This window comes from Flavimobilis marinus (genome assembly GCF_900113055.1).
GTDB classification, from domain to species: domain Bacteria; phylum Actinomycetota; class Actinomycetes; order Actinomycetales; family Cellulomonadaceae; genus Flavimobilis; species Flavimobilis marinus.
Window position 1 is genome coordinate 642,119 of sequence record NZ_FONZ01000002.1, and the last position, 16,687, is coordinate 658,805.

General features: G+C 70.2%; 13 protein-coding genes. 6 read left to right on the forward strand and 7 right to left on the reverse strand.

Features of this window, described 5'->3' with window-relative positions; translation table 11 throughout:
* Positions 1 to 61 precede the first annotated feature (61 nt).
* Entirely contained in the window at positions 62 to 2,110 is a 2,049-nt protein-coding gene (locus tag BMZ30_RS08005; RefSeq protein ID WP_093376989.1) for a thioredoxin domain-containing protein, read from the forward strand.
* Between the two features lie 18 nt (positions 2,111 to 2,128).
* Here BMZ30_RS08005 and BMZ30_RS13855 read toward each other — a convergent pair whose 3' ends face one another.
* From BMZ30_RS13855 to BMZ30_RS08020, 3 genes are all read right to left on the reverse strand, one after another.
* Positions 2,129 to 3,070 carry a DUF2510 domain-containing protein gene (locus BMZ30_RS13855; protein ID WP_093376992.1) on the reverse strand — a complete coding sequence of 314 codons (942 nt, stop codon included), beginning with the start codon at positions 3,068 to 3,070 and terminating at the stop codon, positions 2,129 to 2,131.
* A gap of 110 nt (positions 3,071 to 3,180) precedes the next feature.
* Positions 3,181 to 4,455 (reverse strand): endo-1,4-beta-xylanase, encoded by a 1,275-nt coding sequence (locus BMZ30_RS08015; protein WP_229828509.1) that lies wholly within the window; start codon positions 4,453 to 4,455, stop codon positions 3,181 to 3,183.
* 45 nt (positions 4,456 to 4,500) lie between these two features.
* Positions 4,501 to 5,496: a LacI family DNA-binding transcriptional regulator gene (locus BMZ30_RS08020; protein WP_093376993.1), complete on the reverse strand. Its 996-nt coding sequence runs from the start codon at positions 5,494 to 5,496 to the stop codon at positions 4,501 to 4,503.
* Positions 5,497 to 5,728: 232 nt separating this feature from the next.
* Between BMZ30_RS08020 and BMZ30_RS08025 the strand changes: the two genes are divergently transcribed.
* From BMZ30_RS08025 to BMZ30_RS08045, 5 genes are all read left to right on the forward strand, one after another.
* Positions 5,729 to 7,033, forward strand: coding sequence for an extracellular solute-binding protein (locus tag BMZ30_RS08025; protein WP_093376996.1), 1,305 nt, complete (start codon positions 5,729 to 5,731; stop codon positions 7,031 to 7,033).
* Positions 7,034 to 7,042: 9 nt separating this feature from the next.
* Positions 7,043 to 8,065, forward strand: a complete 1,023-nt coding sequence (locus BMZ30_RS08030) for a carbohydrate ABC transporter permease (protein WP_093376998.1) — start codon at positions 7,043 to 7,045, stop codon at positions 8,063 to 8,065.
* Positions 8,065 to 8,958, forward strand: a complete 894-nt coding sequence (locus BMZ30_RS08035) for a carbohydrate ABC transporter permease (protein WP_093377001.1) — start codon at positions 8,065 to 8,067, stop codon at positions 8,956 to 8,958. The genes BMZ30_RS08030 and BMZ30_RS08035 overlap by 1 nt, the downstream gene beginning before the upstream one ends.
* A gap of 92 nt (positions 8,959 to 9,050) precedes the next feature.
* Positions 9,051 to 11,501, forward strand: coding sequence for a beta-xylosidase/alpha-l-arabinosidase (locus BMZ30_RS08040; RefSeq protein WP_093377003.1), 2,451 nt, complete (start codon positions 9,051 to 9,053; stop codon positions 11,499 to 11,501).
* A complete protein-coding gene (locus BMZ30_RS08045) occupies positions 11,498 to 13,078 on the forward strand; it encodes a glycoside hydrolase family 43 protein (protein WP_093377006.1) in 1,581 nt (526 codons plus the stop codon). The genes BMZ30_RS08040 and BMZ30_RS08045 overlap by 4 nt, the downstream gene beginning before the upstream one ends.
* An 89-nt stretch (positions 13,079 to 13,167) precedes the next feature.
* Here BMZ30_RS08045 and BMZ30_RS08050 read toward each other — a convergent pair whose 3' ends face one another.
* The 4 genes from BMZ30_RS08050 to BMZ30_RS08065 all read right to left on the reverse strand — a co-directional run bounded on the left by BMZ30_RS08050 (position 13,168) and on the right by BMZ30_RS08065 (position 16,529).
* Positions 13,168 to 13,500: a hypothetical protein gene (locus BMZ30_RS08050; RefSeq protein ID WP_093377008.1), complete on the reverse strand. Its 333-nt coding sequence runs from the start codon at positions 13,498 to 13,500 to the stop codon at positions 13,168 to 13,170.
* A gap of 98 nt (positions 13,501 to 13,598) precedes the next feature.
* A complete protein-coding gene (locus BMZ30_RS08055; protein WP_093377011.1) occupies positions 13,599 to 14,156 on the reverse strand; it encodes a dihydrofolate reductase family protein in 558 nt (185 codons plus the stop codon).
* 232 nt (positions 14,157 to 14,388) lie between these two features.
* Positions 14,389 to 15,663 carry a hypothetical protein gene (locus BMZ30_RS08060; RefSeq protein WP_093377013.1) on the reverse strand — a complete coding sequence of 425 codons (1,275 nt, stop codon included), beginning with the start codon at positions 15,661 to 15,663 and terminating at the stop codon, positions 14,389 to 14,391.
* 173 nt (positions 15,664 to 15,836) lie between these two features.
* A complete protein-coding gene (locus BMZ30_RS08065) occupies positions 15,837 to 16,529 on the reverse strand; it encodes a peptidoglycan DD-metalloendopeptidase family protein (protein WP_093377457.1) in 693 nt (230 codons plus the stop codon).
* Positions 16,530 to 16,687 lie beyond the last annotated feature (158 nt).

Below are 16,687 nucleotides of genomic sequence, written 5' to 3' on the forward strand. Positions count from 1 at the left end.
CGCCCCACGCCCCTCCACGCGCCACCGGGCGCCTACCCCCGCACTCTCCTACCGTGGACGGATGAACCGCCTCGCCACGAGCAGCAGCCCGTACCTGCGCCAGCACGCCGACAACCCTGTCGACTGGCACGAGTGGACCGACGACGCCTTCGTCGAAGCCCGCGAGCGCGACGTCCCCGTCCTGCTGTCGGTGGGCTACGCGGCGTGCCACTGGTGCCACGTGATGGCGCACGAGTCGTTCGAGGACGAGGCCACGGCCGCGCAGCTGAACCGCGAGTTCGTGAGCATCAAGGTGGACCGCGAGGAGCGCCCCGACGTCGACGCCGTGCACATGCAGGCGCTCCTGGCCCTCACCGGTCAGGGCGGCTGGCCCATGACCGTGTTCCTCACGCCCGACGGCGCTCCCTTCCACGCGGGCACCTACTACCCGCCGACTCCCGTAAGCGGCATGCCGTCGTTCCGCCAAGTGCTCGACGCCGTCACCGCCGCGTGGCGGGAGCGTCGCGGCGCGCTCGAGGACCAGTCGCAGGCGATCGTCGCGCACCTGCGCACGACCACCGAGGCCACCGACGACGACGCCCGCAGCCTCACCCCCGCGGACCTGGCGGCGGCCGTCGAGGTGCTGGGCCGCGAGCGCGATCCCCGCTACGGCGGGTTCGGCGGCGCCCCGAAGTTCCCGCCGTCGATGACGCTCGAGCACCTGCTGCGCCACCACGCCCGCACGGGGAACGCGGCGGCGCTGACGATGGCGCGCGACACCGCGCACGCGATGGCGTCGGGCGGCATGTACGACCAGCTGGCCGGCGGCTTCGCCCGCTACTCGGTCGACGCGACGTGGACGGTGCCGCACTTCGAGAAGATGCTCTACGACAACGCCCAGCTCGTCGGCGGGTACGCCCGGCTGTGGCGCGCGACCGGCGATGCCTGGGCCCGCCGGGTCGCTCTCGAGACCGCCGCGTTCCTCGAACGCGACCTGCTCGACGGCGGCTTCACCTCCTCGCTCGACGCCGACACCGAGGGCGTCGAGGGCCGCTTCTACGTGTGGACCCCGGCGCAGCTGGAGGAGGCACTCGGGGCCGACGACGCCGCCTGGGCCGCGCAGGTCTGCTTCGTCACCGAGGAGGGCTCGTTCGAGCACGGGTCATCGGTGCTGCGCTTGGATTCGTCGGTCGTCGCGGTCGCCCCCGCGCCGGGCGAGGCCGCTGCGGACGACGACGGCGCTCGCTGGGCGCGCGTGCGGACACGCCTCTTGGAGGCTCGGGCCGAGCGCACCGCGCCCGCGCGGGACGACAAGGTCGTGACCGCGTGGAACGGCCTCGCCATCGGCAGTCTCGCCGAGGCAGGACGCATCCTCGGTGAGCCCCACCTCGTGGATCTCGCGGCACAGGTGGCGCGCTACGTCGTCGGGCTGCACCTGGTCGACGGTCGGCTGCGGCGCGCGTCGCTGGGCGGGACGCTCGCCGCGGCCGAGGGCGTGCTCGAGGACTACGCGCTGCTCGCGGACGGGTTGCTGTCCCTGTTCTCCGCGACCGGCGACGTCACCTGGTTCGACACGGCCCGCACGCTCGTCGACACGGCGCTGGAAGTGTTCGTCGACGGCGACCGGGTGTTCGACGCCCCGGCTGACACGGCGGGCCCCGCCCTGTTCCTGCGCCCTGCGGACCCGGGCGACAACGCGAGCCCGTCCGGTCGCTCGGCGCTCTCCGGCGCGCTCGTCCGGCTGGGGGCGCTCACCGGGGAGCTGCGCTACCGCACGGCGGCGGACACCGCCCTCGCGAGCTACCGGACCTACGCCCACCGTGCACCGCGGTTCGCCGGCTGGGCGCTTGCCGTCGCCGAGGCCCAGGCGGACGGCCCGGTCGAGATCGTCATCGTGGGCCCCGCGGACGCCGACGTCGCCGCCCTCGCCACGGGCGACCTCGCGCGCGCGGCGTGGGCAGCCACGACCCCGGGCGCGGTAATCGCGGTGGGTGTCGAGGGCAGCGCGATCCCCGCGCTGACGGATCGCCCCGCGCACGACGGCGTGCCCACGGCCTACGTCTGCCGCGGCACCACCTGCTCACTGCCGATCTGCGACCCCGCCGCCCTGACCCTGAGCCTCACCTCCTGAGCAGCCCCCTCGGTGGCGTCACAGTCCGCTCAGCAGCGCGGCCTTGGCGCTCGAGAACTCCTCATCCGACAGGATCCCTTCCCGGTGGAGGGTGGCGAGTTCGCGCAGACGGTCCGCCAGGCTTGGAGCGGCGGGCTGAGCCGCGCTCGCTGCCTCGTGATGCACCCCAGGCTGAGGCGCACCCACTACCGCCTCCGCGCTCGAGACGTCCCCATTGCCGAGAACTGCGTTGCCCGCGGCCACGAGTGCGAGCCCAACTTCAACGTGGCCCTTCTTGGCAGTCTTGAGACCGACACTATTCGGGACCTGGTTGGAGAGCGTATAGACCTGACGATCGGTAGCGATCGTCAGGTATGAGGTGCGAGAACCCTGGCTTGCGACGTGGGCGATTCCGGCAGCCGCCAAGCCGGGGGCCGAGGCCTTTACCAGGTGCTTCGTGCCCTTCAGCAAGTTCGCGACGGCGGGCCCGATAGCACTCTCGAGGCCGGAACCGCCCTGCGAGGCCCTGTCCGAATCGGAGTGCGTGAACGTGATCGACCGCAACTTCTCGTACGGCGTCTTCGGGTGAACCCCGCCACCACTCGGACTCGCTGTCATCTGCGACCGCACACTCGCGGCGCTCGGGCGCTCGGGCTGCTCCCCCGACGCGACCCGGACGTAGCCACCCTCGTAGACCTCGACGGTCGCGAGACCGAAGGTTCCTTTGGTAACGAGCGCCCCAGCTGCAGCTACGTCCTCGGCCCACTTTCTCTCCTGGGCTTCCTTCGCTTCTCGCTTCTCGGCTGTCCAATCACCAGCGGCCTTCTTGAGCCGAGCGAACTTTCCGTCCCTTTTGTCGGCTGCTGGTGCGGCACTACTCTCATCCTGGTCGCGTGTCCGCTCCGTCCATGTCGCGCCATCCCAATAACGAACGGTCCCCTGATTGTCCGGGTACCACCCGGCGGGAGTCTCTTGGCTCATAACGACATATTGGCATAGGGATCTGACAGCACCGCGCACTAGAGTTCACGCGCTGGGAGCGCACGGTCGCGGAGGCGCAAGCGGGCTAGCCGCTCGGGATTGTCGCGCGCTCAGCCGAGCCGCGCCTCGACCGCCCCGCCGTCGGGCGCCAGCGCGACCGACGCAGCGCCCGCGGCACCCGTCACGGCGTAGTCCCCCAGGAAGCCCTCAAGCGTGAAGCGACCCTCGGCGTCGGTGCGCACGACCGTCTCCGGCGTCCACCACTCCTCCTTGACCAGGCGGCGCAGCGCGTCGTAGGCGGGCTTGGGCGTGCCGTCCGCCCGGACGAGCCCGCCCGGGGCGCCGAGCCACGCGCCGTCGTCGGTCAGTCCCCAGTACGTGCTCGCCTGGACGGCCGGGTGGCCGAACAGCGTGCGGTAGTGGCGTTCGACCTCGTCGGCCTGGCGCGCCTCGCCCTCGGGCGTCGAGGGCCATTCGGGGATCTGGTAGTCGTTGAGGTCGACGATCTCGGGCGGCATGAGGTGCCCGGAGAGCAGCGTGGTCTCCGTCAGGTGCAGCGGGAGGCCGAACCGCGAGAACCGCTCGAGGGCGTCGAGGGTCTTCTCCTCGCCCCAGTAGCCCTGGTGCATGTGGCTCTGCAGGCCAAGCGCATCGATCTGTACCCCGGCCTCGAGGCACTCCTCGATCAGGCGCTCGTACGCGGGCGACATGTTGAAGTCGTTGAGCAGCAGGGTCGCGTTCGGGTTGGCCTCGCGCGCGGTCTCGAACGCGAGCTTCACCATGGCGATCTGTCCCTCGCGCGCGGCGAGCCGCGTCACCGCGTTGGGCTCGGCCTCGAACACCGGCATGATCACGACCTCGTTGATCGCGTCCCAGGTGTCGATGACGCCCGCGAAGTCGGTGACCTCGCGCACGATCCGGCTGCGGATGACGCTGGCGAGCTTGTCGAGGGGGACGTCGTCGAGCCACGACGGCGTCAAGGTGTGCCACACGAGCGGGTGGCCCTTGACGGTGACGCCGCGCTCGGCGAGCCACCGCGCGGTCTGCAGCAGGCGCGCGGTGTCCGGAGCGCCTCGCTCGGGTTCGAAGGTGCGCCAGTAGAACGGCAGCGTCCCGATGTTGAAGACGTCGAGCCAGAGGTCCGCGAGACGCTCGAGGTGGGCGCTGGCCCCGCCGAACCCGACGTCGCGCACCTCGCCCTCGCCGTTGGCCAGCGGGATGAGGTCGAACGCGATGTTGCCGAACTCGAAGGCGTGGCGGCTCTGGGCGACCGCGACCTCGGCGTCGGGCACCGGGCGGCCGCCGGCGTCGGTGACGGTCACGACCGTCCGAGCCACGCGATGCGCGGGAGCGGCAGACAGGTGGGGGGCGGCGACAGCGTGCACAGGGCGCTCCTTTGCGCGGGGTGGGACGGGAACGTCAGAGACGGTTTACACGCGGCGCGTGGTGCCTCGGACGACGAGCGAGGTGGGCAGGCGCACGTGGCTGGACTCGACGGCGCGTCCTTCGATCAGCCGGACGAGCATCTCGATGCCCGCGGCGCCCATCCGCTTGATCGGCTGGTGAACGGTCGTCAGCGGCGGCGTGGTCGCGGAGGCCTCGGGGATGTCGTCGAAGCCGACGATCGACACGTCCGCGGGGACGTCGAGGCCCATCTCCCGCGCGGTCTCCATGGCGGCGATCGCGGAGATGTCGTTCGCGGCGAAAATCGCGGTCGGCCGGTCGGCCAGGGACAGCAGCTCGTGGGCCGACCCGCGTGAGGAGTCGAGCTCGTAGTCACCGGTGCTCATGAGCGCGGGGTCGACCTCGATGCCGGCGTCGGCGAGCGCCTGGCGGTAGCCGGCCTCACGCAGCGCCGACGACGCGAGGTCCGCGCGTCCGCCGATGAACCCGATGCGCCGGTGGCCGAGCTCGACCAGGTGGCGCGTGGCCAGGAGGCCGCCGGTGAGGTTGTCGGAGTCGACGGTCGGTGGCCCGAGCGGACCCTCGTGCGGGTCGATCGCGACCACGGGCACGCCCGCGTTGGCGTCGACGACCGTGGGCGTGACGATCAGCGCGCCGTCGATCAACGTGCCGCTGAGCCGGGAGAGGTAGCGCCGCTCCCAGCCCGCTCCCCCGCTGTGCCGCGCGCCGGTGTAGGCCAGGAGCTCGTAGTCGGTGTCCGCGAGCGCGGTCGCCGCGCCCTTGAGGATCTCGGTGCTGAACGGCTCGAACTCCGCGACGAGGATCCCGATGACGTGGGTCTTGTGCGAGCGCATGCTGCGCGCCACGAGGCTCGACTCGTAGCCGAGCTGGTCGATCACCGCCTGCACCCGCTGAGAGGTGGACTTCGCGACGCCGTAGCGGGCGTTGATCACCTTGGAGACGGTGGCCACGGACACGCCCGCAGCATCGGCGACGTCGTGGATCGTGACCCGGGGGCTCATGGGTCACATCGTAACCGTATGTAAACCGTTATCGATAACGATTGACATGACCCAGATCACGTCGGCATAGTTCTCGACGTACCGATCTCGACGACGAGGAGGAGCCCTCAAGGATGAGTGCCGACGCGCGACGCCGCGTCACCCATGTACCGACACCGATGTCGGGCCGTGGCTGGTCAGCCCCCCGGGGCTGCCTCCCCATCTGTTTCGCTCAAGAAAGAGGACAGATCTGATGAAGGCCAAGAAGTTCCTGGCGGTCTCGACCGTCATGGTCATGAGCACCCTGGGTCTCGCCGCCTGCGGCGGCGACGACAACCCCGGAGGCGGCGGGTCGACCAACGCCAACGGCGACGTCGAGATGACGTTCTGGCACAACTCGACCACCGGCCCGGGCAAGGAGTACTGGGACAAGATGGTCGCCGACTTCGAGGCGGCCAACGAGGGCGTCACCATCAAGGTCCAGTCCATCCAGAACGAGGACATGGACGGCAAGCTGCAGACCGCCCTCAACTCCGGCGACGCGCCGGACATCTTCATGGCGCGCGGCGGCGGCAAGCTCGCCGACATCGTCGAGGCCGGCCAGGTGCTCGACCTCACGGAGCACGTGACCGCCGAGGCCAAGGAGGCCGTGGGCGGCACCGTCGGCGCCTTCAGCATCGACGGCAAGATCTACGGCGTGCCGACCTCGGTCCTCCCGGGTGGCATCTACTACAGCAAGGACCTGTTCGAGCAGGCCGGCATCGAGGGCACGCCGACGACGTTCGCCGAGCTCAACGACGCGGTGGACAAGCTCAAGGCGATCGACGTCGCGCCGTTCGCGCTCGGCGGCAAGGCAGCATGGCCGGCGGCGCACTGGTACTACTTCTTCGCGCTGCGGACCTGCTCGCAGGAGGTCATGGACACGCTCCCCCAGACCAAGGACTTCAGCGACCCGTGCTGGCAGCAGGCCGCCACGGAGCTGAACAACTTCGCGCAGACGGAGCCGTTCAACGAGGGCTTCCTCACCACCGAGGCCCAGGGCAGCGCCGGCTCGTCGGCCGGCATGCTGGCCAACCACCTCGCCGGCATGGAGCTCATGGGCGCCTGGAACCCGGGCGTCATCGCGGACCTGACCCCGGACAAGAAGCCGCTCGAGGACCTGGGCTGGTTCCCGTTCCCGGCGGTCGAGGGTGGTGCCGGTGACCCCACCGCCATGATGGGCGGCGTCGACGGCTACAGCTGCTCCGCCAACGCTCCGGCCGAGGCCTGTGGCGCGTTCCTGAGCTTCGTGCTCTCGAAGGAGAACCAGGAGGCGTACGCCGAGGCGTTCGTCACCCTCCCGGCGAACCAGGAGTCGCAGGGCGTCATCACCGACCCTGCTCTGCAGGACGTGCTCGCCGCGTACAACGACGCCGCCTACGTGACGGTGTGGCTGGACACGCTGCTCGGTCAGAACGTCGGCAACGCGCTCAACGGCGGCGTGGTCGAGATGCTCGCGGGCAGCGGTACCCCCGAGGGCGTCATCACCTCCGTGAACGACGCGCTGGCCAAGGAGTAATCAACAACCATGAGTGACACCTTGGGCGACAAGACGCTCACCACAACACCGCCCGAGGGTCGCTCGGCGGGCGGGGACGGTGCCTCCGTGGCACCGTCCCCGGTCCCCCGCAAGCGGCGGGCCGGAGGTGCGGACTGGACCAAGCGGCTCGAGATCGCACTGCTGGCCGGACCCGCCATCGTGATGTTCCTAGCGTTCGTCATCTTCCCCGTGGTGATGGCGGCCTACTACGGGTTCTTCAAGTGGAAGGGCTTCGGCCCGCCGACGGAGTTCGTCGGCCTCGACAACTACCTCATCATCTTCAAGGACAGCGCCTTCCAGGATGCGCTGATGCACAACGGGTTCATCGTCGTGATGTCCCTCGTGCTCCAGGGACCTGCGGCCATCGCGCTCGCGCTCCTGCTCAACCAGCGCATGCGCGGCCGCTCCCTGGTCCGCGTCCTGATCTTCGTGCCGTACGTGATCTCCGAGGTCATCGTCGGCACCGGCTGGGCGCTGATGCTTCAGACGACGGGCGCCGTCAACGACTTCCTGGAGAAGGTCGGGCTGCCCGACTGGACGGTCGACTGGTTGTCCGACCCGGACGTCGCGATCTGGTCGCTGATGATCATCATCTCGTGGAAGTACATCGGCTTCGCCGTGATCCTCTTCCTCGCCGGCCTGCAGTCCATCCCCGAGGAGCTGTACGAGGCCGCGGCCATCGACGGCGCCAGCTACTGGCAGATGCAGCGCAGCATCACGCTGCCGCTGCTCGGCCCGACGATCCGCATCTGGGCGTTCCTGTCGATCATCGGATCGCTGCAGCTGTTCGACCTCGTCTACATCATCTGGGGCCAGTACGTGGCCACCACCGCAGGCACGTCCACCATGGCGACCTACATGGTCGGTGAGGGCCGCAACGCCGGGAACTACGGCTACGGAAACGCCGTCGCCGTCGTCCTGTTCGTCATCTCGCTCGTGATCGCCCTGATCTACCAGCGCTTCGTGCTCCGCCGTGACACTGCGGGTGCGCTCACGGAAGGGAAGAAGTGATGTCCGCCAGCGCCGTCTCCGCGCCTCCGCTCCCCGCGACGCGGCCCACCCGCACCAAGAAGGCCAAGGCCATGCGCCTGCACCGCAGCGGGCCGATGACCTACGTGGTCGCGTTCTTCTTCGTCGGGCTCTGCATCGCCCCGGTCCTCTACATCATCATCGGCGGGTTCCGGTCGAACTCCGAGATCACGACCGACCCGTCCGGGTTCCCCTCGGAGTGGCGCCTGGAGAACTACGTCAGCGTCCTCCAGAACGAGATCTTCTGGCGGCAGATGGGCAACTCGGCCATCTCCGCGATCTCGACCACGATTGGCGTCGTCATCCTGGGCGTCATGGCGAGCTACGTGATCGCCCGCTACACCTTCAAGGGCAGCAACGGGATGTACTCGCTGTTCGCGGCGGGCCTGATGTTCCCCATGACGGTGGCCATCACGCCGCTCTACATCCTGGTGCGCCAGCTCGGCCTGATGGACAGCCTCGCCGGCATCATCCTGCCGCAGATCGCGTTCGCCCTACCGACGACGATCATCATCCTCGTGCCGTTCCTGCGGGCCATCCCCAAGGAGCTCGAGGAAGCCGCGGCGATCGACGGCGCGGGCCGGCTCGGGTTCTTCTTCCGGATGGTCGTCCCGCTGTCCCTGCCCGGTGTCATCACGGTCGGGATCCTCGCGTTCATCGCGGCCTGGAACAGCTACATGCTGCCCCTGTTCATCCTCAGCAACGAGAACTCCTACACGCTCCCGCTCGGGGTGCAGTCGTTCGCGTCGCAGTACTCGGTCGACACCGCGATGGTGCTCGCGTTCACCTCCCTGTCGATGATCCCCGCGCTGATCTTCTTCTCCCTGTTCGAGCGCCGGATCGTCGGCGGCCTCACCGGAGCGGTCAAGGGCTGACGCCCGCACCGCTCCCTGCGCGGGTGGTCCCGTCGCGCGCTCGTCCGCGCGACGGGACCACCACCCCCACACATCAAGCCCCAACGAAGGAGATGGGTCACGTGCCCAACCCCGGCTCCGCGGTCCCCGCCATGCCCCAGGTGTCCGAGCGCGTCCGCGCGCTGCACGCCCAGATGACGCTCGAGGAGAAGCTCGCGCAGATCGTGGGCTACTGGCTCGACCAGAACGGCACGGTCGCGCCGATGCAGTCCGAGATGGCCTCGGGCCAGAAGGACGCCGGCCTGCTCACCGAGATCACCCAGCACGGGATCGGCCACTACACCCGCGTGTACGGCACCCGTCCGGTGGACCCGGCCGAGCGCGCCGCGTGGCTGTGGGCGGAGCAGCGTCGCCTCAAGCGCGAGACCCGCCTGGGCATCCCGGCGCTGGTGCACGAGGAGGTGCTCACGGGCCTGGCCGCATGGCAGGCCGCCACGTATCCGACGCCGCTCGCCTGGGGTGCCGCGTTCGACCCGGCGCTCGTCGAGGAGGCCGGCCACGCGATCGGCGAGTCGATGCGCGAGCTCGGCATCCACCAGGGCCTCGCGCCCGTGCTCGACGTGATCCGCGACCCCCGCTGGGGCCGGGTCGACGAGTGCATCGGCGAGGACCCGTATCTCGTCGGGACCGTCGGCACCGCGTACGTGCGCGGCATGCAGAGCGCCGGGGCGCACGCCACCCTCAAGCACTTCGTCGGGTACTCCGGCTCGATCGCCGGCCGCAACCACGCCCCGGTGAGCGCCGGCCCACGCGAGATCGCCGACGTCTACCTCCCGCCGTTCGAGATGGCCGTCCTCGACGGCAACGTCCGCTCGGTGATGAACTCCTACGCGGACATCGACGGCATCCCCGTCGTGTCCAACCCCGACCTGCTCACGGGCGTGCTGCGCGAGCGCTGGGGCTTCACCGGGACGGTCGTCGCGGACTACTTCGCGGTCGCGTTCCTCGAGGTCATGCACGCGATCGCCGCGGACCGCGGCGAGGCCGCCTCGCTCGCCCTCCAGGCGGGGCTCGACATTGAGCTCCCCACCGGCGACGCCTATCTCGAGCCGCTCGCCGAGCGCGTCCGCAGCGGCGCCCTCGACGAGGCCTACGTGGACCGCGCCGTGCTGCGCGCCCTGGCGCAGAAGGAGGAGCTCGGCCTGCTCGAGCCCGAGGCCTTCGAGGACGAGCCCCCCGCCAACCCCCAGCTCGACTCCCCGCGCCACCAGGACATCGCGCGTCGGTTGGCCGCGAAGTCGGTCGTGCTGCTCACCAACGAGGGCATCCTCCCGCTGGGCGCCGGTGGCAGTGCGCCGGCGCGCGTCGCCGTCGTCGGCCCCAACGCCGCCCGGCCCGAGGCGCTCATGGGCTGCTACTCGTTCGTCAACCACGTGCTCGCCCACCACCCGGGCTACGAGATGGGTTTCGACATCCCGAGCGTCGCGGAGGCGCTGGGCACCGCGTTCGCCGACGCCGGGCTGACCCAGCCCGAGCTCGTGCTCGCCGAGGGCTGCACGCCCGAGGGCGAGGACCACGACGGCTTCGCCGAGGCCGTCGCCGCTGCTCAGGGCGCGGACGTCGCGGTCGTCGTCGTCGGTGACCAGGCGGGCCTGTTCGGGCGCGGCACCGTGGGCGAGGGCAACGACGTCGAGTCCCTCGACCTGCCGGGCGTGCAGCGCGAGCTGGTCGGGGCGCTCGTGGCGACCGGCACACCGGTGGTCATGGTGCTGCTCACGGGTCGTCCGTACGCGATCGACTGGGCGCTCGACGGCTCGGGCCCCCGCCCGGCCGCGGTGCTGCAGGCGTTCTTCCCGGGTGAGGGCGGCGGTCTCGCGATCGCCGACGTGCTCACCGGCCGCGTGAACCCCTCGGGGCGCATGCCGGTGTCGATGCCGCGCTCGAGCGGGTCGCTCCCCTACTCCTACCTGCACCCGATCCTCGGCGGCCCGTCGGACGTCACCGCGACCGACTCCACGCCGCTGCGTCCGTTTGGGTTCGGGCTGTCGTACACGTCGTTCGCGTACAGCGACCTCGTGGTGACGCCGTCGGTCGCAGCCGGTGGCACGTTCACCGCGGAGGTCACGGTCACCAACACCGGGGACGTCGCCGGCGAGCACGTGGTGCAGCTCTTCGGGCACGACATCGTCGGTTCGGTCGCGCGCCCCGTGGTGCAGCTGCTCGGCTACGGCCGCGTGGCGCTCGAGCCGGGTGCGGCGACGCGCGTGACCTTTACGGTCCCGACGGCGCGCTTCGCGTTCTCGGACCGCCGCATGGTGCGCGTGGTCGAGCCGGGCGACGTCGAGGTGTGGGTCGGTTCGCACGCCGAGGCGTCCGCCGCCGACGCGAGCGCCCAGGAGACCACGGGCGGGGCAATCACGAGCCACAAGGAGATCAAGCGCCGCGTGATCCCCGGGGTCGCGACGCCGCGCACGATCATGGCGATCACCGGTGCCGCGCACGAGGTCACGACGGCGGACGCTCGCCTGGTCGGCGTCGTGGCCCAGCCGCTGGTCGACGCATGAGCCTCGTCCAGAACCCGATCCTGCCGGGCTGCTACCCGGACCCGACGATCTGCCGCGTGGGCGAGGACTACTACCTGGTCACCTCGACGTTCGAGTACTTCCCCGGCCTGCCGGTGCTGCACTCGACGGACCTGGTGCACTGGGAGCAGATCGGGCACGTGATCGACCGCCCGGAGCAGCTGAACTTCGACGGGATCGCGAGCTCGGGCGGCCTGTACGCGCCGACGCTGCGCCACCACGACGGCGTGTTCTGGCTGATCTGCACGCTCGTGGACCAGGCCGACGACGCCCGCGGCGGGAACTTCCTGATGACGGCGACGGACCCGGCCGGGCCGTGGTCCGATCCGGTGTGGCTCGACGCCGGCGGGATCGACCCGTCGATCCTGTTCGACGACGACGGCCGCGCCTGGGTGCACGGCACGCGCCTGGCCACGGACCCGGAGTGGTTCGACCAGACCGAGGTGTGGCTGCGCGAGCTCGACCTGCGCACCAAGACGCTCGTCGGCCCCGAGCACGTGCTGTGGACCGGGGCGGTGCGCGGCGCCGTCTGGGCCGAGGGCCCGCACCTGTACAAGGTCGACGGTGCGTACTACCTCCTGGCCGCCGAGGGCGGGACGGAGTTCCACCACGCGATCTCGGTCGCGCGCGCGGACCACGTGACCGGCCCGTACGTCGGCAACAAGGGCAACCCGATCCTCACGCATCGGCACCTGGGGCGCGGCATGGACGTCGTCGGCGTGGGGCACGCGGACCTCGTCGAGGGTCCGGACGGCTCGTGGTGGGCCGTGCTGCTGGGCATGCGCCCGTACGGCGGCTACCACTACAACCTGGGCCGCGAGACGTTCCTGGTGCCCGTGGTGTGGGAGGACGGCTGGCCGGTGTTCGCACCGGGCGTGGGCCGCGTCCCCATGCAGGTCGAGGTGCCGTTCGCCGACGACGCTCCCCTGGGTCTGGTCCAGGGCGTCACCTCGGGCGTGGTCGGGCCCGACGACGTCCGGTGGACGTCCCTGCGCCGTCCTGCCTCGAGCTTCGCGACGCCGCGTGGTGACGGCTGGGAGCTGCGGATGAGCCAGGAGACTCTCGCCGACGCCGGAACGCCCGCGTTCCTGGGCGTGCGACAGCAGCACATGGACGTCGCGGTCACCGCGACCGTGTCCGCGGACCTGCAGCCGGGCGAGGAGGTCGGGCTGATCATCCGCCAGTCGGAGCACGACCACGTGCGGTTCTCCCTGACGGCGGGCCCGCTCGCCGGTGAGTCCGGTGCGGTGCGGGCCGAGCTGGACCGGAGGATCGTCGCGATCGCGCGGCAGCGCGGGGTCGAGACGGTGCTGGGCGAGGTGTCCGTGAGCGTGGACGGACCGGTGCGGCTGAGCATCACGGCGCGCGGCCAGGAGTACAAGCTGTGCGCGGCGCTGAACGGCAGCCCGTTCACGGTGGCCGTGGCCGACGGGCGGACCCTGGACAGCGTCACGACCGGCGGGTTCCTCGGGCTGTGGCTGGGTGCGTACGCGACGAGCAACGGGCGTCCGACGGCGACCGTCGCGCGGGTGGAGGGGTTCGAGTACAACCCGGCGTGAGTCCTGGGGACCGGTCGGTCAGGAAGAAGGACCGAGCAGGCCCGCCGGGATCTGGTCCTCGCAACGGGTGTAGGCGCCCGCGAGGTCCGTCACCTGCTCACGCGCCGCGCGCGGAGGGTGAGGACGATCAGCACCGTGGCGGCGGCGAGGTAGGCGAGAGCGGTCACGAGCGACATGTGCATCTCGTCGAGGTGGTCCACGAACCAGGCCCACGTGCCGGCGTCGTCGAACTCGCCCGTCCGGGGGCGCATGGCGTGCTCGATGTTCCACCACTGGGTGCCCCACTGGAAGAACCCGACGGCGGCCCGCCACAGGAAGACGCCGGCGAAGACGGCGGTCCAGAACGCGACACGCTCGCGGGTCTTGGACAGCGTGGGCTTGGGCTCCACGGTCTCGACGGCGTGGACGTCGGTGGTCTCCATCGCGTTCTTCCCCCTGTCAGCGGCCGCACCTGGCCGCACCCTCCATGTCTAGCGCACGGCGTCGGCGCTGACCAGGGGTCCGCGCGGGCGTTCTCGGCTCAGCTCCCCTGCACGGCATAGACCAGCCGTGCGAACTGCCCGACCGCCGTCGCCGACACCAGGCGCAGCCGGTCCGACTCCACGCGTCGCGGGAACAGCGTCGCTCCGCCGGTCAGCGCTACGGGCGCGACGGACAGCGCGATCTCGTCGAGCGCCCCGGCGTCGAGGAACTGCCCCGCGAGGTCTCCCCCGCCGACCACCCAGATATCGCCGTCACCCGCAGCCTCCCGGATCGCAGGCAGTGCGTCAGCGACGGATCCGGACACGAACCGCACGTCCGCGCCGTCGGGCACCGGCAGGTCCCGGGTGGTGAAGACGAAGGTGGGCTTGTCGCCGTGGAAGTCGTGCCACTTCTCGGGGTTCGCCAGGAGGTCCTGCTCGGCGAGGATCCACTCGTACGTCGTCGAGCCCTCGACGAGGACGCTGGCGCCGGACGGGAAGAGGCCCTCGTCCGGATGGTCGCCGCCATCGACGGCGAACAGCCAGGCGAGCGAGTTGTCCTCGTCCGCGATCCAGCCGTTGATGGAGGTGGCGGTGTCGAACACGATGCGTCCCATGTGGCTGACGCTAGACGCCGGCGCTGACACGGGCCTCCGGGCGACGTTTGGGAGCTCGCCGGCGGACGGCGTCAGCCACGATCATTCCGAAGGGCCGGCCTTGATCAAGTGCACGATCGCTTCCGCTCGATCGGCGGCTCTCCCCTCGGTCGAATAGCGCTCGCAGACCCGTCCGGGGCCTCAACGTCCCGCTGTGGGATCGCCAAGAAAGAGATCACGAGAGATCACGCTCTCAATCCTGGGACTCGACCTCATCGTCGCCACCGCGCCTCCGTGACACCCGCTCGGCAAGCCCGCTCGTCAGCCTTCCGCGTGCCGCCTTCGCACGCCCGAGCGTCTCGGACCCCAACGTCCGCGCGGCGTCGATGCCTTCGGAGCCCAGGGCACGAGCGGCGTCGACACCCTCAGCCCCCGTCCGCAGCACCTTGTCACGAGCCTCGGAGGCAGCCACACCCCAGGCTCGGGCCTCGAGCGCTTGCCTCTCATCATCGATTCCGAGTCGGCTCTGGAACTCACTGACGGCACCTGCGACCTCGTTGCTAGCCCTGACGATGGCTGGTGCCGTCGTGGGATGGAGCAGGACCTTGCTGTTCGCGTCCGTCGCGGCGGCGTCCATGCGACGCAGGAGGCGCTGACTGCTCTTTGCGATCAGCTCGCGCCGGTTCTGCCGAGCGACTGCCAAGCCGCGACGGTGATCGCTCAGTTCATCCGGGGCCGCGTCGAGCACCCGATCGAGCTCGAGGATCGCAATCGCATCCTGTAGCTGGAAACAGCGGGCAAGGATCGCCAGCCACTCGCGTACGGCGCGCTCCGCCTCGCTCGTGGTTTTGGCGAGATCCCCCAACTTCGTGGTGCGCTCCATCTTCTCCGCCAGCGCGTCGAGCTGCCGCAGGGTGTAGCCCTGGGTTCGGGCAATCGCCATGCTTGTGCCTTGGACCTTGGACCAGGTCACCTCGGAGACCTTCCCCACTGCCTCGCGGATCGTCATCGCTTCCTCGACGACGAAGTCCACGCCAATCATCTCAGCGACCACGGAGTCCTTCTGCGCCCGGAGGAGATCATCGACCTTCTGGTCGATCGTCGCGAGGTAGTCAGTGATCTCGTCCATCGTCTGCTGCATCGCGAGCTGGGCCATGAGGCCTGCAGCGCCCGCGAGCATCGCGGGATTGACCTTCGCGCCTGGAACGATCTCCAGAATGCCCTTGATCTTGCCCTTGTCGGTGACGACGGCGCGGGCAAGATCACTCTGGGACCCCGCCATCAGCGAGTACTTGCCTTTCAGAGCCGCCGACTCCCGTGTCAGCTTGACCCACCGCCCCGAAGACTCGGAGATCTGCGAAGCAGCCTGAAGCGCAGCGGATCCGCCCATGAGGGCGGGCCCTAGACGATGGAGACCGAGATCTCGCGACGGCAGCTGCTCTGCGGCCAGGAAGCGCTCGACGGCCGCGCTGTCGCCGATGACGGCCAAACCGTCACCGTCCTGGATCAGCTCGATCTCCTGGGTCACAACGCCGCTCCTCATCCATCTCGCGGTAGCGACTCGGCTGCGAGCGCCACGCTCTCTCTATCGGTCTCCTGGGCCAATTCCTGGAGTCGACCGGGGGCTCAGAATCCTCGGCCAAAGTCGAGTTCGAGCGCCGAGTCCTTCCAGCCATTGCTGGCATCGTGACCGGGTTCTGATCAACTGGCTGCCGCGCCGCTCGGCTCGACGACCGCCCCCTCAGCGGGTACCCCCACCGCGACGTCGCGTGGACTCCTACGACCGCGGCGGGCGCGCTCGCAATACCGCGCGAACGCCACCGGCATCCCGCGCGCCAGGGTGAGATCGGCGCTGTCCATGACCTGCAGGTGTACGTGCGGCTGCGTCGAGTTGCCGGAGTTCCCGCAGTCGGCCAACGCTGCGCCGACCCGTACCCGGTCACCGACGCGGACCCGCTGGGACCCCCTGCGCAGGTGCGCCAGCGCCACGAACATCCCGGAGACGTCGTCGCGGATGACCAAGTAGTTGCCCGCGATGGCGGCCGGGCCCTGCCGACGACGCCCGGCCTGACCCACGGCATATGGCACGAGCGCCAGCTGGGAGCGCCGCGCCTCGTGGTCGGGTTCGCCGTCGTGCGCAGCGACCACCACGCCGTCGACGGGCGCGAGCAGGGGCCGCCCAAAGGCGACGAACCGCTCTGGCGGCTCGCTGGCCAGGACGGTGCGCCAGTCACGCAGCGGGGAGGTCCGACCACGCTCATCGACGCCGACGAAGTCGGTCGCATACCGCTGACCCAGCATGTCCACGCCGTGGCTGGGCACGCGGCGCGCCGGGCTGTTCTGGACCAGCGAACGGCCCGTGAAGGGGAGCGCCAGCACGACCGGCTGCGCCATGAGCGACCTCCGTCCGTGCGTGCTCAGAACTGACTCGACGCTATCGTCCCGGACCTCGGTGTCCACAGCGCGGATGCGCATCTCGCGCTGTTCAGGGCATTCACGGTAGTTTGCCGGGCGTGACCTGGTTCAGGAGTGCCGATCGCCGCCCATACGGA

Bases quoted from the DNA above. Each gene is read 5' to 3' on its own strand.
- BMZ30_RS08005 (WP_093376989.1), top strand. From the start codon at position 62: ATGAACCGCCTCGCCACGAGCAGCAGCCCGTACCTGCGCCAGCACGCC.
- BMZ30_RS13855 (WP_093376992.1), bottom strand. From the start codon at position 3,070: ATGAGCCAAGAGACTCCCGCCGGGTGGTACCCGGACAATCAGGGGACC.
- BMZ30_RS08020 (WP_093376993.1), bottom strand. From the start codon at position 5,496: ATGAGCCCCCGGGTCACGATCCACGACGTCGCCGATGCTGCGGGCGTG.
- BMZ30_RS08025 (WP_093376996.1), top strand. From the start codon at position 5,729: ATGAAGGCCAAGAAGTTCCTGGCGGTCTCGACCGTCATGGTCATGAGC.
- BMZ30_RS08030 (WP_093376998.1), top strand. From the start codon at position 7,043: ATGAGTGACACCTTGGGCGACAAGACGCTCACCACAACACCGCCCGAG.
- BMZ30_RS08035 (WP_093377001.1), top strand. From the start codon at position 8,065: ATGTCCGCCAGCGCCGTCTCCGCGCCTCCGCTCCCCGCGACGCGGCCC.
- BMZ30_RS08040 (WP_093377003.1), top strand. From the start codon at position 9,051: ATGGGTCACGTGCCCAACCCCGGCTCCGCGGTCCCCGCCATGCCCCAG.
- BMZ30_RS08045 (WP_093377006.1), top strand. From the start codon at position 11,498: ATGAGCCTCGTCCAGAACCCGATCCTGCCGGGCTGCTACCCGGACCCG.
- BMZ30_RS08050 (WP_093377008.1), bottom strand. From the start codon at position 13,500: ATGGAGACCACCGACGTCCACGCCGTCGAGACCGTGGAGCCCAAGCCC.
- BMZ30_RS08055 (WP_093377011.1), bottom strand. From the start codon at position 14,156: ATGGGACGCATCGTGTTCGACACCGCCACCTCCATCAACGGCTGGATC.
- BMZ30_RS08065 (WP_093377457.1), bottom strand. From the start codon at position 16,529: ATGGCGCAGCCGGTCGTGCTGGCGCTCCCCTTCACGGGCCGTTCGCTG.